The sequence below is a fragment of the Mesorhizobium sp. CA8 genome, from assembly GCF_020164955.1.
Taxonomy (GTDB): Bacteria; Pseudomonadota; Alphaproteobacteria; order Rhizobiales; family Rhizobiaceae; genus Mesorhizobium.
In genome coordinates, this window is the sequence record NZ_JAIUHG010000001.1 from 424,003 (window position 1) to 444,372 (window position 20,370).

Genomic DNA, 20,370 nt, shown 5'->3' on the forward strand with positions numbered 1-20,370 from the left:
CCCGTGCTGAGGTGCACATAGCTGCTGCAGCGGCGTTTCGTGCCACCCGGCCAGCAGTCTTGGGATTCTGTCGACAAGGCCGGGCGCCTCTCGGCGGGCAAGCATGTTGCGTGGGATCTTGTGAGATCCATTCGGAAGCGTACACAAAGGCAAGCCATAACGTAGCCAGCGTACGCTGAACCAGCACCCCAACTTGCGAACTACAAGGTGTTCCAGCCCGTCGGGCCGGGGCGCTATCACTCGGTTGAGGTAGGCCCGGCCGCAGGTCGCCTCCGGACGGCAGACCCGGCCCGACTCGTTCCGTTGGCGTATACAAGGTCAGCGAGGCGAGAAAGGAAATTGACCAATCCCGTCTCAGGATCTGGATCGTCGCCCATCACCGCCGTAATGCCCCAACGCGCCAGCACAGCTTCCTCGACAGGATCACGATGTGCCATGAAGATAAACGAGGGGGGCCGATCCGCCTCGTAGCCCGACCGGCTCCAAGTCTGCCAGAGCCGATGCAGAAGCAGCCGGATGTTCAGGTCGGAAAGGCTGTAGCCAATAAACAGAACCGTACTGCCCAATGCGTCCGAACGGAACCTCACGTCGAGCGGCGAGTCGAATGACAGTCGATCAAGATAATCGGTTTCCGTGAGGACTAAGGAGGAATCGTCATCGAAGTCGCCATGGAACTTCACGATGTAGGGGACGTCCCTGCGAGCCTTGGAGACATCCCTCGCATTGGCCACCTTCACATATTCGACGCCATGTATTTCAAAGGCAACTTCAAGGTTTCGATCATAGTTCGTCGTATAGATCACCGGGAAGTTCAGCGCGACGATGAGACGGTGCAATTCGGACTGTTCGATCTTATCGCGGCTGACGGTCCAGTGCCGGTCCATCCAACTGCGCAGTGGTCCGATGCTGCCATGCTCGATACGGTAATACTCGGCCAGAGTCTGGAAGCGGCCGCGCTGCCTGCTAAGGTCCATTTCCAAGCCGAGTTCATCCGCCATTCGCTCGATCAGCTTCTCCCAGGAGGGCAGGCCGACGCTCATCGAGACGCCTGCCCCAACAAACAGCACCGCGTCGCGCTCTCGAATGGATTTCGCGAGCGGGATAAGAGGATCGCTGGTCATTGCCGACCCAAGAGAGGATGATTGCCCGCCACTGGATCGGCAGTCGTCTCAACGGCAGCATCGACACCTTGCACGCTAACGCGCCAATCACGTCCTGCACAGCTGTTGCTCTTCCCGGATCGACGCAATTTTACCTACCAAGCGGCTTATGCGAGAGCTCCCTCAACTCCCGCTCGTCTGACATGCCAGTCATGCAATTGGCGACCAGTCGCGATGAGCGCGCCTCTCTCTGGGCTTCGCTTTCGTTGGCCGTCCCACCAGATTCGAGCACGTGGGTCAAAAAAACCTCGCCTCATGAGGCGTGAACGGGCCCTTCGAAACTCTTGTGATTGGCATCGCCTTCTCCATAACACCGCACCAACGCCCGACCTGAGGTCTCGCATTGATGGCATGACAGATGAACAGCCGACCTCCATCTCCTGGACATCGGCCGGGCCTCCGCCGCAGAAGCCGGCCCATGCATACCGGGGCGCGCGAAGCTTCTTGTGAGCCGGGGTAAATTCCATCAGGCTTGGTCATTTGGGTTCTCGCAGCTTCCGAGCTTCCTTGACGAGCACGGCAAGATTGCCTCCGTGGTTTTGGATCAGTTCCCGTGCCTGTTTCCTCTGTGATCCCATTTACCGCGGCGAAATAACCGAGCTGATCTGCATCGCTTGTCGAAATCCGATTTGGATCGCGCACTTCGCTTTCAGCGCTGTCACGTGCGAAATTGAAAACATTCATACGGCGGCGCACGAGGTCCTCGCATCAGCTTGTGGGTCCAGCCCGCTTGCCGACAGGGTCGTGCAAGGAATGAAAACTTGCCCGATCCGCCGTCGGGGCTTGGGCCGCGAATTTCCGGTTTTTGCTGTCAACACATGCTTGGCCGCTCTCCGCACGAACGCGACCGAACTATGCCAAAGAGACATTGTTCCCGACGGCAATGTTACCGCGGGGGCGCCCGTGGAGGCCAAACGCAACGAAACCTCGCAATAGGCCCGCGAGCTTGTGAGAGCCGGTCAGGCCACTTTCGAGAGCAGGGACACGTCGAAGCTCGCCAACCCATAGCGCCAGCGATGATTCGTCGCCGCAACGCGACTCTGGTAGAAGAGGGTCAGTCGCTCGCCGTCGATCATCACTGTCGAGTGGCCGTTTTCTCCAGGTCCGTCCGGATCAAGCACAGGACCTATCGAGACGTAAGGTCCGGTAACGGCGTCCGCGATGGCGAAGAACACCCGCTGCCGGCTACCCCTCGGTCCGTGCGGAAGGAAGCAGGTGGCGTTGAGGAGCACGCGACCATCCGGAAGCTCCACCAATTGGGCGCCTTCAATTCCCCATTCGTAGTCGGGGTCTTCCCGTGTGTTGTGGTGAGGGATGTCGTTGTGATCCAGGATTTTGCCCAAGCGCTTCCAAGGCCCGAACCATGAATCGGACTGGCTTCGCGCCAGATAGATATCCGGCTGCGGGACGCGGGTGAATTTCGGCATGCCGGAATAAACCATGTAGCGTTTGCCGCCGACGAGAGCCGGATGCGGATCATAGATGCCGTCTTCATCCGTTCCCGGCAAGGACAGGATTGCCGGGTTGAGCACCACCCAGTTGAACCCGTCGTTGGAGACCGCGTGTTCGCAACGGCCGCCTGATTTCATGAACTCCGTTTGGATGAACATATGGAAGACGCCGTCTTCGTGCACGACACCCGGCGCCGCAACGCCCGAACCCGTGATAGGCAGTTCGATCGGCGCGTGCTCGGTCCAGGGTCCCTGCAGTTCGGGCGCGGTGGCGTGAAGGATCTTCCAGCTCTCGCTGGTTACCGTGCCGCTCGACCCGAACACATGCCAGAGCCGGCCATCATAAACCGGGCACGGGTCCTTCAGATCGTCCACCACCTGAGGGTGGAACAACGGGAACACATTCGTCTCAAAATCGATCTTCATTTTCTGCCCCAGCGATTGCCGGCCGTAACGCCCCTGGCGCTTCGGTCCGACGAATCAATTCAAGCCGTCGAATATTTTAGCTGCTCATTCAACGGAAATGCGGCATCCGAGCGGCCGTCCCCAGGAAGCTGCTTGCAAACGATCACCGCACCGTCTGATGCAATGCGCCGGCTTGCATATATCCCGCGGTCCGCGGCTGGAACAAGTTATTCGGCGGACAGTTAGACACATGGCTGCAAACGATTTTTGCAGCTCGCGAACAACAAATTTTATTCGCAGTCTCAACGGCAATGTCATCAGGGAAAAGCTTACATGGATGCGGCGATAAGAATACCGGCCACCACCAGAACCAGAAAAGGACAAGATTTACTGATATGCTTTTCCCATTTGCGATGGAATTTCGTTTATCAACGCCCACAGCACATTCTCACCCTTGCCTCGCAAGAGCATCAGATCATCTACTTCGAGGAACCGATCTTCGAAGAATGCTCACATTCGTCCATTCGGTTTTGCGACGTGGCGCCGGGCGTCCGGATCGCGACCCCCTTGCTGCCGATCGGCACCAGCCCCGCCAGGGCGGACGCGATCCAGCGCAGATATCTTGACCGGATCATCGCGTCGACGCCGCACGCTCAGTTGACCGCCTGGTATTATACCCCGATGGCCTTGCGGTTCAGCGCGCATGTCAACTTCGACGTATGCGTCTATGACTGTATGGACGAGCTTTCGGCATTCAAGAATGCGCCGGCCCAACTTGCGCTGATGGAACGGGCGCTCTTCGAGCGCGCCGATGTCGTCTTCACTGGCGGCCTAAGCCTGTTCGAAGCGAAGCGCTGCCAGCATCGGGCAATCTATCCCTTCCCCAGCAGCATCGACGTCAGCCACTTTCACAAGGCGAGGACGCCAGGCGAGGAACCAGCGGATCAACTGGCCATCCCACACCCTCGGGTGGGCTTCTTCGGCGTCATCGACGAACGCCTCGACATGGGTCTCGTGGCGCAGGCTTCAAGGACGATGCCGGACGTGCACTTCGTGATGCTCGGTCCGGTTGTGAAGATCGATCCTGACCGCCTGCCGAGAGCCGAAAACCTGCATTGGCTCGGCAACAAAGCCTACACGGATCTGCCCGAGTACCTCCGGCATTGGGAAGTGGGCTGGATGCCGTTCGCGCTCAACGAAGCCACGCGCTTCATCAGTCCGACGAAAACTCCCGAGTTCCTCGCCGCGGGTCTGCCCGTGATCTCGACTGCAATCGTCGATGTCGTGCGGAGCTACGGCGCCGCGGGCCTCGTCGATATTGCGGACGCCGAAGATATCGAGCCCAAGCTGCGCGCACTGCTGGCGCAGCCGCGCGACGCGCGGCTGCCAGCGGTCGATGCCTATCTCGCCAACATGTCCTGGCAGCGAACATGGGAGGCCATGGCCGCCCACATCAAGCAGGCCGGTGCAAGCAAGAAGGTCGTGCCCTTCCGCAGGAGCGCATGACATGTTCGACTGGCTGATCGTCGGAGCGGGCTTTGCCGGCAGTGTTCTCGCGGAACGGATCGCCTCGCAAAGGGGCGAAAGCGTTCTCCTCATCGACCGCCGCAGCCACATCGGCGGCAACGCGTATGATTGCTATAACGAAGCGGGCATCCTCATTCATCGTTACGGACCGCATATATTCCACACCAACGCCCAGTCGATCGTCGACTATCTGTCGTACTTCACCGCATGGCGGCCTTACGAGCACCGTGTCCTCGCTTTCGTCGACGGCAAGCTTTTGCCGATTCCGATCAATCTCGACACGATCAACCGCCTTTACGGTCTGCAGCTGAGCTCGGCAGAGCTGGAAGACTTTTTCGCGTCGCGTCGTGAAACCATTGACGAAGTCAATACTGCCGAGGATGTGGTTGTCAGCACCGTGGGCAGAGAACTCTATGAGAAATTCTTCCGCGGCTACACCAGGAAGCAGTGGGGGGTCGATCCCAGCCAGTTGAGCAAGTCCGTGACGGCCCGCGTTCCGACCAGAACGAACCGCGACGATCGCTATTTCGGCGATAGCTTCCAGCAGATGCCGGCGGCCGGCTACACGCGCATGTTCGAACGGATGTTGGACAATCCTAACATCAAGATCATGTTGCAGACCGATTATCGCGAGGTCCGAGAGCGAATTCCCTTCCGGCGGCTGATCTACACCGGACCGATCGATGAATTCTTTGACTGGAAGCTTGGCCGTCTGCCTTATCGTTCATTGCGCTTCGAGCATGTCACCCTCGACTGCGAGCAGTTTCAGCCGGTGGCCGTGGTCAATTATCCCCAAACGGAAGCCTATACGCGCATCACCGAGTACAAGCATTTGACTGGTCAGAAGAATGTCCGGACGAGCCTCACCTACGAATATCCGACAGACATTGGCGACCCCTATTACCCGGTGCCGCGTTCGGAAAACGAAGCGCTATACAAACAATATGAAGCGCTTTCTGCAAATTGCCCCGACGTGTGGTTCGTCGGCCGTTTGGCAACGTATCGCTACTACAATATGGATCAGGTCGTAGGACAGGCCTTGGCCACTTTCGCGCGCATTCAGAAGACGGTACCGATTGCGGATGATTTGCAGACGGCCATCGCGACGCCCGCTTAGCCGCCACTGCGGTCGTCCGGCACCGCCAGGTCGCGCGAGTCAAAAATGTCAGCGAATAGCTTCTGCTGCCTCCCGAGTTCATCGGCCATCGGTTGACGAACGCGGCGTAAACCATCCGCATGGATGACGGAAAAAAGGCCAACCTCGGCGTGCCGAGAATTGTCCCATCCAGGATAAGCCGTGATCGGATAGAGGCAGATTCCTTCGACCGGAGCTCCTTGACTGATCGCGGTCCGAACTTCATCGCATACGTAGTGAAGCCATGCGGGTCCTGCGGATCCTTCGGCGCCGGTCTCTGCGATATATAGGGGTTTGGCATAGCGTCGGGCGACCTCGACAAGCATCTCTGATAGAGCCCGGTATTCATGGTGGCCCATCGGGATTGTCGGCCCATGCAGGTACCATTGGTTGTGCGGATAGAAGTTGAGGCCAATCACATCGATCAGATCCTCGGCTCCTCCCAGCCCTGGCTCGATACGGCCCATCAGCATGTCATATGCTTCGAACTGCCCTTGGCGGGCCCTCTCCGCACGACGGACCTCCTGACGAGTGCGGTCGCGCGGCGCGATGTGGATGAGCGGTTCTGCCCACACGAAACGGCATTCGGGGTCTGCTTCACGCATTGCACGGATACCCTGTACGGCCGCCTTGACCAGATGCCGCTTGAACCACCCCCTCTTTCTAGGTCCGGCTGGCGGAAAATATCCGACTTCGACCGCCCATGCGAAGAACGATATTTCGTTGATGGGACAGACCACCGCGGCTTTCCCGGTCACCGCTCGGTGCAGTCGGATCGCTTCGGCTGCGAAGGAAGCATAGCTCTGGATCATCTGTTCGCTGCCCTGGTCGAGGTGATCGGGAGAGCCGTAGTGAAAGATATCCCAAATGACCTGAACGCCGGCGGCACTCGCGGCATCCAGCATGGACTTCCAATTCGACCAATCGTAGACGCCCGGCGCCGTTTCGATCAGATGCCACCGCAGTCCATCACGAATGGTTCTCAATCCCAACTTCGAGCATCGACGGTAGTCGTCCTCAGCGTGGATGTCGTGGCTAGTGGCCCGGACAAGGTCCAGACGTAGGCCATCTTTCCGATGATGCGAAGAACACTCGAACCCCGCCATGAAGAAGCTGTCGAAACTGAGCGGAAGAAGATCAGGCATCAAACTTTGTCTTGCTCCGCCGTGCGCCGCCGGATGTTGCGCACCGAAATTGATATTGAATTCCTTACGGCGCTCTCGGCGATGAAACGTTTGCTCCCACGCGACGGGGGCCCAACCCAGAACAGCGTTAGATGTTCCAGGCTTCGATCGCGGCGGCACTCCACGATGCCCTGAGTGACACGGGCTTGCAAACTGGCCAGACCGGTTTTGGCTCTCGTCCAACGCTACCCATCGAGCAGCACCGCGGTTTACGATGCACACGCCATGGCAACTGCTCCGCAGTTCCGCGGCCGCATAGGCCAGCACCGCAGGTCTTCGATTTCGCGAATTTCGAAGCGCTTCTGTTTCTGCTCCGCGATCGCGTGAGATAGCCCCCATGCCATCCCCAAATCACCGAAGCCGATAAATGCGCAGGAGCGTAAAGAGTCCCTTTAGGAAGTGCCCATCGCTTTAGGCTGCGTCAGTTCCAATTTCGCTTCCCGAGGAACAGCGCCTGATCGGCAAGATCAGGGTCACGCGGCGCGACGACGGTCACCCAATGGCGCGCCGTCGCCGACCAGATCCGGCCAGAGGTCCCTAAGCTCGCCGCCATCACGGACGACGCCGAACCTGACGTGGTGGCCTACATGACCTTCCCCAAGGAGCATTGCGCCAAGCGGCACTCGACCAATCCGATCGCGCGTCTCAACGGCGAGATCAAGCGCCGAACCGACGTGGTCGGGATCTTCCCGAACGAAACGCCATCGTCCGCCTCGTCGGCGCAATCCTGCTCGAGCAGAGTGATGAATGGCCGTGCAGCGGGCCCGCTACATGACACTGGAAACCATCAGACGGATGAGCGATGATCCGCTCATCAGCCCTGCCAGCCGTGGCTCGCTGATCAGCCCGGCTTCCTGCGGAAGAGCGCGGCGCCAGCGCCGTCGGCTACACCACTTCCTGAGACACGATCCCCATCAAAAGGGCCCGTCGCCCTGCAGGGCGACGCGCCCTTGCTTGAATGGGACCGTGATTGCTGGAGGAGCAATCTGATTTCGAACCGGCGGGCAGTCGAAAGGGCCGGCGAACCGCTATTTGCGAGAGCCTTGTGATCCCCTGCGTCGCTTGAGCGCTTGGCGGTCCGGACATCAGATCTTGTGTCCGTCGACACAAGGGCCGAATCTTGCCTCGGCGTCAAGACTCCTGCCTTTCGCCGCGGCCAACCGGGCAGAATCTCGGCAAGGAGGCTTCGCATTATACGTCTCATTCGATCGCCTCCGTACAGCTTCCAGATCGAACGAACACCGGGCTCCGATCGTCTCGCTATTACCGGCGTCAGCGTCTCAGCTCGGCTTGGCTTTGCGCGCGCGCAACGCAATCGCGGTGTCGAGCTTGCGCGCCAGCTCCAGCATTCGAGAAGGTGCATCCTCGTATGTCAACGAGTCCAACCGGCCACTCATGCTGCGATCCAGTGTGGTCCCGGACGGTTCCTGTTCGGATAGCAGTGCTTCACGAATCTTTTGCGCCACGGCCGTTCCCCTAACATGGGTTAATGCCTGCCCACTAACCCACCCACGGAAAAAAGGTTCCTGCTCGGGTGGTTTGCTGGACTGGCGAACTCCCCTTGTTCGGCGCAGCTGTCGCTAATGTGGAAGCCGACGCCGCCCTCTGCCTTCCGAAGCCGATCAGGAATCTCTCCAGCGCCTGTAGGATTGCGCGGGAGCAGTCAGTAAAGCTGCCAGATCGGGTCGAAGCGCACCCAGCGAACTGCTGGAACGGTTCACCCACAGGCGCGTTCTATCGTTTTGCTTCCGACCTTGTTGATACGTGCGCCAGTGTCGGCGCGGTATGCCTCCGCGACTGAGGTCCGCGACCGGTTACGAAAAAGGAGCTTTGTGTGCGAAACCTCAGGGGACTTCATCTGTTGATCGCGGAAGACGAGTGGCTGCTGGCCAGCGATCTAGCGGATTTCTTCGCTCACATGGGTGCTATCATCCTCGGACCGGCAGCGACGGTGGAGCAGGCCGGCCGGCATGCGCAGGCGGCGGAGGCCGCTATCCTGGACATCGACCTGCATGGCTGCCACGTTTTTCCGGTTGCGGACGAATTGATGCGGCGCAACGTGCCCTTTGTGTTCTTCAGCGGCTATGACGAGATTGCCATTCCCGAGCATTTGCGTTTTGCGAGCAGCCTGAGCAAATCTTCAAGCCGCGTCGCCGTAATCGATGCATTGTTTGCGCCGGAGCCCTCCGCAGAGCCATTGACCGTCGCACAGCCGGCGTCCACAGCGGAGGACGCGGTCGCGCTGCTCCCCAAGCTTCGGCTCACCGCGCGCCTGCTGCTGGACGATGCCGGCGCTTCCGACCGTCTTGTCGAGCTCACTTTGGAACAGGCGCTCGAGGATATCGACGAGAGGCCCGAGGGGTCTTCGATCGCAGACTGGCTCAACGCCATCATGCGCAAGATAGCGCAGCTGCGAGGCGACCGTTTGCTGCACTGATTGTAGGCAGCTGACCGCCGGCGGCCTGCCGTTCTCAATTTTCTATGTCGAGAACTTGCATCCCTGCCTCTTGGTCTTGGTGCCGACGATACAAAGCTCCCCTGCCCAAAAGTTCCGTCAGGTTCCAGAATCGATCCCCGTAGCCGCGCCAGCGGGTCGAGCGGTCGCCGAGTCAGTCCTGTTCATAAATATGTTCGTGGATAATCCCGAGGATCTGCAGCTTACCGTTTCGCGCCAAAGGCTACACGAAGAGTATGAGAAAATTCGACGATCTCCTTCACCCGCCCGCGGCGCGTCGGCGCTCGGATCGCTCAACAACTGCCATGGGCGTGCAGGTTTTCGGTCAGCTTCTTGTTCAGGTCCGCAAGAGTCCCATGGCCATTGCTCTTGGCTGATCAGCCGGATTGCCCCACGCGGTTTGCTCGGCGATTGCATGGCAGTTCGAGCGCCAGGAAAGCCTCCTGCCCGAGGAACATTCTGCTCAGCCGGATGTTCGGCCGAACCACTCAGGAGCATCCAATGGACAACGGGAAACTGGCGGTCGTCACCGGCGCCTCGAGCGGCATCGGCAAGGAGCTCGCGAAACTCTGCGCCAAGGACCGCTATGACCTTGTCATCGCCGCCGACGAGCCGGCCATAGAGCAGGCCGCTGATGCGCTCCGGTCGCATGGCGTCTCGGTCGACGCGGTGGAGGCCAATCTTGCAAGCGAGGAAGGCGCAGACAAATTGATCGCCGAGATCGGCGACCGCGACATCGATCTTCTGTTCCTCAATGCGGGGCGCGGCCTGGGCCGGGGCTTTGTCGACCAGGACTGGAGCGAGGCACGCCGCGTCATCGATACCAATATCACCGGCACGGTCTATCTCGCTCATCGGCTCGGCCGCAAAATGGTCCGGCGCGGTCGCGGCAGGATCCTGTTTACCGGCTCGATCGCCGGCTTCATGCCGGGCACTTTCCAGGCGGTCTATACCGGAACCAAGGCATTCATTGATTCCTTCGCCATCGCGCTGCGTCATGAGCTGAAGGATAGCGGCGTGAGCGTGACAGTGCTGATGCCGGGCGCCACGCAGACCCGTTTCTTCGAACGCGCCGACATGATGGATACCGAGATCGGGGTACAAGAAAAGGACAATCCTGTCGATGTGGCCAGGGACGGCTATGACGCCATGCTGGCCGGTGAGGAACAGGTTGTCAGCGGTTGGAAGAACAAGATGCAAGTTGCCGCCGCACACGTCACGCCGGCCGGCACGTTGGCCGAACAGCACCGCAACATGGCCGAACCGGGCACGGCGAAAGATCACTGAGAGCGCGGACGCGATCCGGAACATTCCAGCCCAGCGCCAGTTCGGCCACATCCGCTAGCATCGACACTCATAGAGAACGACCCGATGAAAGCCCTGACCTGGCATGGCAAAGGCGACATTCGTTGTGAACAGGTCGCCGATCCAACGATCGAGGACGACCGCGACATCGTCATCAAGGTGACCTGCTGCGCCATATGCGGCTCGGACCTGCATCTGATGGACGGCTACATGCCCACGATGAAATCGGGCGACGTGCTGGGTCATGAGACCATGGGCGAAGTGGTGGAGGTTGGCCGCAACCATACGAAATTCAAGAAGGGCGATCGAGTGGTTGTTCCCTTTAACATCTCCTGCGGAGAATGCTGGTTCTGCCAGAACGGACTGTTTTCGCTCTGCGACCGGTCGAACCCTAATGCCGAGCAGGCCGCCAAGGTCATGGGCCAGTCGCCCGCGGGCCTGTTTGGCTATTCGCATCTGGTCGGCGGCTATTGGGGCGGACAGGCCGAATATCTGCGAGTGCCGTTTGCGGATGTCGGCCCGATCAAGGTGCCTGACGGCATCGATGACGAGCAGGTGCTGTTCCTCTCCGATATCTTTCCCACCGGCTATATGGCAGCCGAGAACGCCGGTATCCAGGAAGGCGACACCGTCGCCATCTGGGGCTGCGGTCCGGTCGGTCAGTTCGCAATCCAGAGCGCGTGGATGCTCGGCGCCGGGCGCGTCATCGCCATCGACAAAGTGCCGGAGCGGCTCGCCATGGCGCGCGACCACGGCAAGGCAGAGACACTCGATTTCAGCAACTCCGATATCTACGATGCGCTGATGGCCATGACGGACGGGCGCGGCCCGGACAGTTGCATCGACTGTGTCGGCACCGAAGCCGATGCCACCGCCACGCCCGATTCCATGCTCGATAAGGCCAAGACCACCGTTTATCTTGGCACCGACCGGCCGCATGTGCTGCGCGAGGCGATCTATTGCTGCCGCAAGGGCGGCACCATCTCGGTGCCTGGCGTCTATATTGGCCTCGTCGACCACATCCCGTTCGGCGCGGCGATGAACAAGGGGCTGACGTTTCGTATGGGCCAGACCCACACGCAGCGTTATCTCCAGCCGCTCCTTCAGAAGGTGCTGAACGGCGACATCGATCCGACTTTCGTCATCACGCACCGCGCCGGTCTGGACGAAGGACCCGGCCTCTACAAAACGTTCCGCGACAAGCAGGATGGATGCATCAAGGTGGTGATGCGCCCGCACGGCTGATCACGCGGGTCGCCTAGCATATCTCTTGCTGAACCAGAAAGGATTCGAAATGGCTCAAGCGAAAGACCCGTCCAAGCCTGCGGTGAAGACGCCCGGCCCCGAAGGCCTTCCGCATCCGCGTCGCGATGCGCAGGACAGCGATGCGGGCGCGAGACCAACTGTTCCAAAGACTGCTGGCGCCCGGGAGCCGGCGACCTCGCCGCTGGACAGCCGCATTGCCAACCGCAACACTGGCCGCCGGCGCGAGACCGGACCGACGCCGAGGCCGACGGATAAGCCGTTCGATTGAGCGCAGCCTACTAATGCGGCAGCCTGACCGCCTGCCGCGGCGCCGCTGCGGGCCTCCTCCCCCTCAGCGGCGCCATCATCTCGGCCTGCCGACATATTTGGCTGCGCTCTGACGCAGGAAAGACGAGATCGTTCTCGTCGAAAATGCGGAAGAATTCGTCCCATTCGATCAATTCCTGGGTGTCTTCGGACTCACCGAAATCATGCGCAGGGCGACGCCCCTGCCTTTCGTGCGAACGACGACCGGCCGGCCGTCTGCTTCCCGACGGGGCCGAACTGATCGCGGCGTGCTGTCCGCCATAGCTTTGGCGTTCCATCGCAGCGGGCCTGCCGCTCCCTGATCACCGACTGGCGCGATGCATGACGATTCAGAACGGTGCCGTCGTCTGTTCCTGTTACGGACTTCATCACCGCGATTCGGGCTGTGGTGCTTTCGATCCGGCTGATGCCGACGAAAGCCCCGGCGCGGTTCTGATCGGCCACGCCATCGCCGGGGGCCAGCGAGGGCGCGATGGAATTCGATTCCTGTGCGGCCGCGAAGGCCGCAAGTATGGCTGGGGAGCGAAGGACCGCTGGACGGCGAAAAGGTTGGCAGCTTCGACGATGTGCCGGTTCCCTTATCCGCCGCGCCGGCGGAACATAACGTGCGGGCGGCAGTTCGGACCCGGTGTATCTCAGTGAATTCAAGGCCTCTGCTGTTTGAGTGAACGCGATGTCTCGCAGGAGAGAGGGCGATCTTTGCGCCCAGGCGATCCACAGCTTGGATCAGGAGATCGCTTCGCTGTTGACCGCTATCGGGCGGGAACATGTTTCTGACCGGCTCACAAAGCTTGCACTCGAACTGGAGAACGCGCTGATCGAAAAACGCAAGAGCGACATCACCGGCGAGCGCGGTTGAAGACGTCACCGGCGAAGATGCAGCATTGCTTGAGATTGGGCTCCAAGGCTCGTCGTTGCCGCTATCGTTGCGCCAGCGCTGAGCGGTGGAACGCTAAAATAGACGAGTTGTCGTAGCCGATTGCGAGTCGTGCCGATGGCGCAGGATAGCAGAACTCCGGAAGTGGACGAATTCGTTCGGCGGCTGGTCGCAAACACGGGCATCACCGAAGCGCAGGCGCTCGAACTTGTTTCTTTGCTCGGCCTGAATTGGGCCTCGTTGATGAGAGAAGCGAAGGCAATGAAGGCAGCTCAGCGCCGGTAGATTTGGCGGTCTTAGCGTCTTGCGCCTTCAGTGTCCCAATGGTTGCCCGAAAATTGAAGTCGTCGCTCGATCAGCTCTTGCGGCGAGCTTTCCCCGAGGAGCCCTAGAACACCGGCACGGGCACGGTTGAGACGGCTTTTGACGGTGCCGACGGCGCAACCGCATATCTCCGCGGTTTCTTCGTAGCTTACGCCTAGCACACCAATCAGCATCAAAACCTCACCCTGATGGGACGGCAGCTTCTGGATGGCTTGATGCACTTCCCTGCTTTAGACGGACCTATCCTGGGACGGTTCCGAAATTGGCCGGCTGGAGGCGCAGTCGAGCAGCCCTGGGGCCTCCCGCGCCGCGGCCTTGATACGCGTAAAATACGTGTTGCGCATGATCGTGAAGAGCCAGGACTTCAGGCGCGTGCCGGGCTCGAACTTGTCCACGTTGGTAAGTGCCTTGGTCAAGTTCTCCTGCACGAGATCGTCGGCGTCGTCGGCCCCCCGACAGAACGTTCGCGCAAATGCCCGCAAGGCAGGAATGAGATTGACGATCGAGATCTCACCGGCGCGAGGGTTCGACGGATTATGCTCTGTGGCTGGCAATTTTCCGGGCCCGGCAATTAGGAGTGGATGAGATGCAGACCGAGGAAAATGCCTGACAAAAGGGAACGTTCCTATTTTTTGTTGCCCGCCGCGAGCGCCATCGTGCAGGTCAAGCGCTTCGGAGCGAACGACCACGATCCGCAGTGTGGTGGGCCGCAGTCGGAGCGACATTGCAGGACTTATTCACGCGGCCTCCCCCGTGCACGCGTGACCGGCAGAGAGCTGCCGGAAGGACTGGCAGTGCCGTCGAGCCCGGTTCCTCTCGGCGTCAAGCAACTCATGCTCCCCAGTCAAGCCGTTCATAAATAGCTTGAGCAAATGGGAAGCTAAGCGCTCCCCCTGTTCCGAAACGGGTAAAATGCCGCGCTCTTTGCAGACTGTCTGAAGAACGCGAACGAGCATCCCGATTTCGTTCGCCTCCAAAAACCGACCTGGATACAGCATTGCGTCCTCGCCCGAAAAGCTCGTTGACCCAGCAATTACGCAAGGTGAGGCACCGCACGCGATTACATATGATAGCCTTTTTCGATTTTTCGGATTTAAGGCCGCCAAGTTTCGCTGTTCCGGCCGAGAGGCCGTTAGAACAGGATCAAATCCATTTCTGTCGTTCTAACAATCGATGGCGAGCCGATGACGCACTCTCGAGCTCACGACTGAAGACTTCATACGAGCAGGCGGTCGCAGCTCTCGCCAAGACCCGATTTCAGTTTCAGGTGTGCCTAAGCTCAGAAACAGTTTTTTCGTGCCCCGCTAACATGTGTTATTCCACGGGAACACGTCGCGGCCTAGCTTGGACACCAGAAAAGGACAGGGACATGCGGGGACGCACCATGAATTTCGTAAGAAACGGCGTCGGCCCGTTTGAAGCCGCAATGGTCGCGGTCATGACCTTGGCAGCGATCGGAATCATCCTCGTTATTGTCCTGGGGATTTACTGAGGCCAACCTCCGTCCGTCCCTTCATCATCAGATTACGAGTGCCCGCCAGTCACCCGCGGCATCATGAGGCGTCATGGCCAGGTTTTTCTTTGATCTGTCCCACAGCGGCGATGTCTACCACGATGCGCGAGGGACCAACCTTCCGGGCCTCAAGGAAGCCAAGGAGAGGGCCTTCGAGGTAGCGCGCAGGCTGGTAATTGGTGGAAAGGACCGCGATGTGGTGTGCACAATCCGGGATATCACCGGCAGCGAGCTGATGCAGCTCCGGGTTCAGTGCGCAATTCCGGTGAAACCGAAACATCCTTCGCTGACGAGATCAGCACTAGGGGCCGAGCAACGTGGTGCGACTGAATAGTGCGGTATACCTCCATTCTGGAGCAACCAATAACCTTAGCGATGCCAGCCATGCCAAGGCCGTCGGCCTGGAGGACCATAACACGGCTTCTATCCAGCCGCTGTTTACCTCCTTTGTACACGCCATCGCGCTTGGGTGCTCAAATGCCATCGCGTTGCCGCTCTCTGATGAACCGACGCTCCATCGAGCGACATGCCAAGGACAGTAAGCCCGATGTGGCCCAGCTTGCCGCGGGTCGAAACGTGTGGATCGAGTACGATAAGAAAGCGCCTTTTTGCTCACACCGGCCAAGCCGATCAAGCCTCGTCAAACGATGTCTTATCCCTTGTTGCGGTCATGCCTCTTTGAAGCCACGCCTATGCCAATTATCTCGGGCCGCGACCTCGTGCAGAGGCTTTTGGAAGAAACCGGGATTACCGAGGCACAGGCACGACAGTTGATCTCGCTACTCGGCACGAACTGGTCCTCGCTCGTTCGAGACGCGAAAGCCATCACCCATAAGCCGAGGCCGCCGCAACCAGCTCCTAGAACATTTGCAAGCGCTCTTTCTTGGAGGCAAAGCCGCTCGACAGACGCGATCGGGAACATTAGCGCCCGATCCATGTTCGGGAGGCAACCCAAACCGGTCACCCAAATTGGCACATGTCCCTTCTCCGAACCTTCTGATCCGTAAGCTTCAGAACATCTCCGATCTGACCCAGTCAGACGTAGCTATTTTAGAAGCCATCCCTCTTTCAAAAAGGGACTGTGCGGCGAACGAGGACATTGTGCGCGAGGGAGATGGCCCCACTCATTCGTTCGTCGTCCTGGAGGGGTTGGTGGGAACGACCAAGCTTACCGGCGAGGGCAAACGGCAGATCACGTCATTCTTTGTTCCGGGCGATATTCCCGATCTGCACGGAATGCATCTCTCGGTGCTTGACTGCACCTTCTCGTCGCTGACGCGCACCAGTCTCGGCTTCATGCGGCACGATACCTTACGAGCCATCTGTGACCGACATGCCTCCATAGCAACCATTTTTTGGCGCTCGACGCTGATCGATGCAGCAATATACCGAGAATGGGTTACCAACGTTGGAAGGCGCGACGCCTATACTCGTATGGCTCACATATTGTGCGAATTGATCGTCCGCCTTCACTCGATGGGAGTCATCGAGGATCATGTGGCCAATCTTCCGATTACGCGGGCAGTCCTTGCCGACGCGTTGGGCCTATCAACCGTCCACGTGAACCGAGTGCTTCAGGAACTACGACGCAACGGGCTGATATTTACCGAGGGCACCCGGTTTCATGCTGTTGACTGGGCCGGCCTCGTCCGAGCAGGAGATTTTGACGCCACCTACTTGCATCAAAGGACCGCAAACACATTCTGATGGCGAGCTGGTGCGATGGCGAGATACTTCTTTGACAGCGGTGATCGCGACGTTGTCCTCAAGGATGAGGTAGGCATCGAATGCGATGGGATCGCGAGCGCGCGTCATCAGGCCATAGAAGGTCTGATAGACCTGACGAGAGAATTCCTCGAGGACATCGATGGCCAGGAGTTGTTCATCGAAATCCGCGACGAGCATGGAGAGAAGCTGGTAAGGTTGAGCCTCTCGCTGCATGCGCAACCGAGTGGTCAATGAAGGTTAGCCATTTCCGCGACTGATTGCGGTCACGCCGCCTGTGAAGCTCACGTGCAGGCTGTGTCAACTCGCTGCCCTAGCCCTCTAACGCGAATTCGCGTCGGGGGTTGCCTTGCAGCAGGGGCGGCCAGACCGGAGAGTCCTACCTTGGAGGCACCCAAGCTCGCGAGATGAACAACGACGGCTTTCAGGATCAGGTCTGGCGCAAAGCTGCTATTGGCCGTTATGCAACCTGTGCGGATTCCGCAACGGCTCGCCTGCGCGCCGTGCCAGGCACCGGCCGAGCTGAAGTCCAACTGCTTAAATGGCCCTCCCCGCGCGTTCAGCTCTCCTTTTCGAGCTCCTGAAAGGCATCTCGAATGGCTGCGACTAGTGTCGCTATGGAATAGGGTTTCTGCACCCAGCCCAGCGGTCTGGCCGTCTCGGCTCGAAGCCTCAAGTCGCGATCACCGTGCGCCGTCGTAAAGATGCATCGTATCCCGTGATCGCGGTACAACTCCACGGCCGCGTCGATGCCGTCCCGCTCGCCCAACAAGCGGATATCCATGAGGGCAAGCACCGGCTTGGTCGAGAGCGCCATACTGATCGCCTCATCGGCGCTGGTCGCGAGGCCCGCTAGCGAGAAGCCTTCGGCCAGCAGTCCGGCTTCTATATCCAGCGCGATCAGGTAGTCGTCTTCGACGACCAAGATCAACTGGTTCCGGGTGATTTCGCCCTGTTCTCCGCTCACCTCATCTCGGGAAAAGACGACCTGCGGCTTGAAGGACCCATTGATGTCCCCCGCACGGCTCAACTCAGGTATCGCTGCTCTTGGTCGCAAGGCCAATCTCCTGGGGCATCTGGCAAAAGGTCACGATACATCTGGACGGCTGCCGGCCGACTTCGAAAGCCCCGCCGATCTGTCGCACCAAGCCTTCGACGAGTCGCAGGCCTGACGAAGACGAGCGCACAGAATTCAATTCGAAGCCCGGGCCCTCATCCTCGACCGCCAGGCTAATAGCTCGGCCATTTTTTCTGATGGAAACGCGAATGGTTCCATGCCCATTTCCAGGCAAGCCATACTTCACGGCGTTGATCAAAAGCTCGTTGATAGTGAGCGCCAGCGGCATTGCAATGTCGTTTGGCAGTTGGATCGGATCTGCCTCGCAGATCAACTGCACAGCCGGGGGGAACATCTGTCTAGCGGTCTCGCAAACAGCTTCCAAGAAAGGTCCGGCACCGAAGTTGACGGCGTCGGGCGTGTCATAGAGGACCCGCTGAGCGGCAGCCATGGCGGCCACCCGCTTGCTGGCCTCATCCAGAACGGTCCGCGCCTCCGAACTCTTGCTGGTCCTCGCGGCAACCGAAAGCAGGGACTTCAGCATCATCATGTTGTTCTTCACGCGATGATTGAGCTCGTCGAGCAATATCCGTTGCTGGGTTTCGGCCTGCTTACGCTCGCTCACATCGACCAGCATGTTTATGGCGCCGGTGATGTTTCCAGCGGCATCGCGCATCGGGGTCGGATAGGGAATGAATGGAACCCGGGTTCCATCCGGCCGCTCGGCCACCGCTTCATATCCTCGGATGGGCCGGCCCTCGCGCAGTGAGATGGCCATGGGACACTGATCGTGGGGAAGCGGGGTTCCATCCGGCCAGTAGAGCTTCCATGTCACGCACCACTCGTCGGTGCCAATGACGGGCGTGCGGCCGGCGAGTTGCACCGCAGCTTCATTGAAATAGGTGATCTTGCCGTCGCGGTCGGTGGTGTAGATGGCGGCAGGAATGGCAGCGAGCAGGTCTTGAAGGTGGCGCTCGCTGTCTCGTATCTTCGCTTCCGCTATCCTTTTGTCAGTTATGTCTCGGGCGATTTTGGAAGCTCCGACGATACGGCCGGACGCATCCCGCACCGGCGATATTGTGAGAGAGATATCTATCAGCGTTCCGTCTTTGCGGCGGCGAACCGTCTCGAAATGATCTATGAGTTCGCCATTGCGGATGCGACCCAATATCAGCGGCTCCTCATCCAGCCGATCCTCGGGAATGATGGTGGTGATGGGCTTGCCTACCATCTCCGCGGCCGTATAGCCGAAGAGGCGCTCGGCGCCGCGGTTCCAGGTCGAGACGACGCCTCTGAGATCCTTGCTTACGATGGCGTCATGGGACGACTCCACGATTGCCGCCAGTCGCTGGGCCGCATTCTGTGTCTTAACACGCTCAATGCCGAACCCGAGCTGGCGTGCGATTGTCCGGGCGACTTCGATCTCTTCTGCCGAGCATTCATGCGGCTCGTCGAAATAGGCCATGAACTTGCCCAGCAGACGCCCGCCTTCGATTATCGGAATGAAACAGACCGCGCCGATGCCTTCTGTTCGGATTGCGTGTCTTAAGTTGCTGGGGAGCTCGGCCTGTTCCACATCGCGCAAACAAATTGGCTGCGGATCGTGGTCTGCTGCGGACCAGGGCGAATGGCCTTCCACGGCGCTTCGATACGCGTCCGACAAGCCCCGCCAGGCGACAAACTTCATGATCCCGCCTTCCAAAAGCAGAATAGAAGCGCGCTGACATCTTAGCCCGCGCTGGATCGCATCGAGCGCAGCTTCGTAGACGTCTTCGCGGGTATGGGCGTGCTGCAGCATTTCCGTCAATTGATGCAGCGCAGCCTGCTCCTCGGCCCTTTGCGCGAGTGTCGCCTCAATCTCTTTCCGCTCGGTGATATCGTGCTGCACCCGTACTGCGTAGTGAAACCGCCCGGTGCCGTCGTAAACGCTGGAAGAGGTTACGACAGCCCAGAAAAGCGACCCGTCCTTGCGGACGAACCGCTTCTCGATCGTGTAGCTTTTGATCTCGCCGGCGACCTGTTGGCGATATTTCGTGCGATCCGCCTCGACGTCGGAAGGAAAGGTTCGATCGAAAATAGATCGGCCAACAAGGTCCTCCTGCGTACAGCCCAAAAGACGGCACAAATGTCCGTTCACCCGCAGCAGCCGGCCTTCGGCGTCAGCTTCCACGATTCCCACGCCAGCGCTGTGATAGGTCAGGGCAAGTCTGTGCTCCTGTTCGCGCAACAACTCTTCCGCTTCGACCTTTTCCGTCACGTCGATGGTGATGCAGCGGGTGTTGAGGAACCGACCCCCAACTGAACGCGCGTTCGATGATATCTCCACCCAACGCATAGAGCCGTCTTTGGCGCGCAACCTCGCGCGATAGTGTTGAAGCTGCTCATGCCGAGAAAGGCGGTTCAAAATGTCGTCGATTGCGGCGGCATCCGCGTGAAATTCCCGGATGTTGCGGCCGACGTATTCCTCCGCGGCATAGCCGAGCAAGTCCAGTTCGGCTCGATTGGCGCGCAAAATGGTGCCGTCATTGGCCACCAGGTGGAGAGCCACGGCTGCATTCTCGAAGAAATCTTCCAGCTCGCTGCCGGAGTGGAGGGTCGCGATGTTTACTTCACGGCCCTCGCCACCCGACAGGGTTCGCGGGCCAGAAATGCTGGAGGGCAAAGCTCGTTGTTCCATGAG

Annotated in this window: 19 protein-coding genes and 3 pseudogenes; 13 read left to right on the forward strand and 9 right to left on the reverse strand. The window is 59.5% G+C overall.

What is annotated here, in order from left to right:
• Window positions 1–236: 236 nt before the first annotated feature.
• Together LB553_RS02420 and LB553_RS02425 are read right to left on the reverse strand one after the other, a co-directional pair.
• Window positions 237–1,121, reverse strand: coding sequence for an SIR2 family NAD-dependent protein deacylase (locus LB553_RS02420; protein ID WP_224510249.1), 885 nt, complete (start codon window positions 1,119–1,121; stop codon window positions 237–239).
• Between the two features lie 998 nt (window positions 1,122–2,119).
• Window positions 2,120–3,037 (reverse strand): hypothetical protein, encoded by a 918-nt coding sequence (locus tag LB553_RS02425; protein ID WP_224510252.1) that lies wholly within the window; start codon window positions 3,035–3,037, stop codon window positions 2,120–2,122.
• A gap of 312 nt (window positions 3,038–3,349) precedes the next feature.
• Between LB553_RS02425 and LB553_RS02430 the strand changes: the two genes are divergently transcribed.
• Complete coding sequence (locus LB553_RS02430; protein ID WP_224510255.1) at window positions 3,350–4,522, forward strand: glycosyltransferase; 1,173 nt, start codon at window positions 3,350–3,352, stop codon at window positions 4,520–4,522.
• Between the two features lies 1 nt (window position 4,523).
• Window positions 4,524–5,660, forward strand: coding sequence for a UDP-galactopyranose mutase (glf, locus tag LB553_RS02435; protein ID WP_224510259.1), 1,137 nt, complete (start codon window positions 4,524–4,526; stop codon window positions 5,658–5,660).
• Here the strand turns inward: glf and LB553_RS02440 are convergent.
• A complete protein-coding gene (locus LB553_RS02440) occupies window positions 5,657–6,823 on the reverse strand; it encodes a beta-glucosidase (protein ID WP_224510263.1) in 1,167 nt (388 codons plus the stop codon). The genes glf and LB553_RS02440 overlap by 4 nt on opposite strands.
• A 521-nt stretch (window positions 6,824–7,344) precedes the next feature.
• Between LB553_RS02440 and LB553_RS02445 the strand changes: the two are divergent.
• A pseudogene (locus tag LB553_RS02445) lies at window positions 7,345–7,681 on the forward strand (transposase); the annotation flags it as partial.
• A 461-nt stretch (window positions 7,682–8,142) separates the two neighbouring features.
• On the opposite strand, the gene LB553_RS02450 reads toward LB553_RS02445, so the two are convergent.
• Complete coding sequence (locus LB553_RS02450) at window positions 8,143–8,328, reverse strand: hypothetical protein (protein WP_224510266.1); 186 nt, start codon at window positions 8,326–8,328, stop codon at window positions 8,143–8,145.
• 395 nt (window positions 8,329–8,723) lie between these two features.
• Here LB553_RS02450 and LB553_RS02455 point away from each other — a divergent pair, with 395 nt between their 5' ends.
• The 4 genes from LB553_RS02455 to LB553_RS02470 all read left to right on the forward strand — a co-directional run bounded on the left by LB553_RS02455 (window position 8,724) and on the right by LB553_RS02470 (window position 12,156).
• Window positions 8,724–9,299 (forward strand): response regulator, encoded by a 576-nt coding sequence (locus LB553_RS02455; RefSeq protein ID WP_224510269.1) that lies wholly within the window; start codon window positions 8,724–8,726, stop codon window positions 9,297–9,299.
• 519 nt (window positions 9,300–9,818) lie between these two features.
• Complete coding sequence (locus LB553_RS02460; protein ID WP_224510273.1) at window positions 9,819–10,604, forward strand: SDR family NAD(P)-dependent oxidoreductase; 786 nt, start codon at window positions 9,819–9,821, stop codon at window positions 10,602–10,604.
• Window positions 10,605–10,688: 84 nt separating this feature from the next.
• Window positions 10,689–11,867, forward strand: a complete 1,179-nt coding sequence (locus LB553_RS02465; protein ID WP_224510277.1) for a zinc-dependent alcohol dehydrogenase — start codon at window positions 10,689–10,691, stop codon at window positions 11,865–11,867.
• 49 nt (window positions 11,868–11,916) lie between these two features.
• The gene (locus tag LB553_RS02470) at window positions 11,917–12,156 is read left to right on the forward strand and encodes a hypothetical protein (protein WP_224510282.1); all 240 of its coding nucleotides are present in this window, start codon (window positions 11,917–11,919) and stop codon (window positions 12,154–12,156) included.
• 10 nt (window positions 12,157–12,166) lie between these two features.
• On the opposite strand, the gene LB553_RS02475 is transcribed toward LB553_RS02470, so the two are convergent.
• Complete coding sequence (locus tag LB553_RS02475; protein ID WP_224510285.1) at window positions 12,167–12,472, reverse strand: hypothetical protein; 306 nt, start codon at window positions 12,470–12,472, stop codon at window positions 12,167–12,169.
• A gap of 443 nt (window positions 12,473–12,915) precedes the next feature.
• On the opposite strand from LB553_RS02475, the gene LB553_RS02480 reads away from it, so the two are divergent.
• Both LB553_RS02480 and LB553_RS02485 read left to right on the forward strand, forming a co-directional pair.
• Complete coding sequence (locus LB553_RS02480; RefSeq protein ID WP_224510288.1) at window positions 12,916–13,053, forward strand: hypothetical protein; 138 nt, start codon at window positions 12,916–12,918, stop codon at window positions 13,051–13,053.
• 135 nt (window positions 13,054–13,188) lie between these two features.
• Window positions 13,189–13,356, forward strand: a complete 168-nt coding sequence (locus tag LB553_RS02485; protein ID WP_224510291.1) for a hypothetical protein — start codon at window positions 13,189–13,191, stop codon at window positions 13,354–13,356.
• An 11-nt stretch (window positions 13,357–13,367) separates the two neighbouring features.
• Here LB553_RS02485 and LB553_RS02490 read toward each other — a convergent pair.
• Window positions 13,368–13,949: pseudogene (locus LB553_RS02490) on the reverse strand (sigma-70 family RNA polymerase sigma factor).
• An 815-nt stretch (window positions 13,950–14,764) separates the two neighbouring features.
• Here LB553_RS02490 and LB553_RS30435 point away from each other — a divergent pair.
• Together LB553_RS30435 and LB553_RS02495 are read left to right on the forward strand one after the other, a co-directional pair.
• Window positions 14,765–14,887 carry a hypothetical protein gene (locus LB553_RS30435; protein WP_263483885.1) on the forward strand — a complete coding sequence of 41 codons (123 nt, stop codon included), beginning with the start codon at window positions 14,765–14,767 and terminating at the stop codon, window positions 14,885–14,887.
• Between the two features lie 73 nt (window positions 14,888–14,960).
• Window positions 14,961–15,242: a DUF6894 family protein gene (locus tag LB553_RS02495; RefSeq protein ID WP_224510504.1), complete on the forward strand. Its 282-nt coding sequence runs from the start codon at window positions 14,961–14,963 to the stop codon at window positions 15,240–15,242.
• Here LB553_RS02495 and LB553_RS02500 read toward each other — a convergent pair.
• A pseudogene (locus LB553_RS02500) lies at window positions 15,232–15,552 on the reverse strand (recombinase family protein); the annotation flags it as partial. The gene LB553_RS02495 and the pseudogene LB553_RS02500 sit on opposite strands and share 11 nt — an antisense overlap.
• A gap of 325 nt (window positions 15,553–15,877) precedes the next feature.
• Here LB553_RS02500 and LB553_RS02505 point away from each other — a divergent pair.
• Together LB553_RS02505 and LB553_RS02510 are read left to right on the forward strand one after the other, a co-directional pair.
• Complete coding sequence (locus LB553_RS02505; protein ID WP_224510292.1) at window positions 15,878–16,615, forward strand: Crp/Fnr family transcriptional regulator; 738 nt, start codon at window positions 15,878–15,880, stop codon at window positions 16,613–16,615.
• A 15-nt stretch (window positions 16,616–16,630) separates the two neighbouring features.
• Window positions 16,631–16,870, forward strand: a complete 240-nt coding sequence (locus tag LB553_RS02510) for a DUF6894 family protein (protein WP_224510294.1) — start codon at window positions 16,631–16,633, stop codon at window positions 16,868–16,870.
• 322 nt (window positions 16,871–17,192) lie between these two features.
• Here LB553_RS02510 and LB553_RS02515 read toward each other — a convergent pair whose 3' ends face one another.
• Window positions 17,193–17,600: a response regulator gene (locus LB553_RS02515; RefSeq protein WP_224510297.1), complete on the reverse strand. Its 408-nt coding sequence runs from the start codon at window positions 17,598–17,600 to the stop codon at window positions 17,193–17,195.
• A 64-nt stretch (window positions 17,601–17,664) separates the two neighbouring features.
• Window positions 17,665–20,367, reverse strand: coding sequence for a PAS domain S-box protein (locus LB553_RS02520; protein ID WP_224510299.1), 2,703 nt, complete (start codon window positions 20,365–20,367; stop codon window positions 17,665–17,667).
• Window positions 20,368–20,370: the final 3 nt, after the last annotated feature.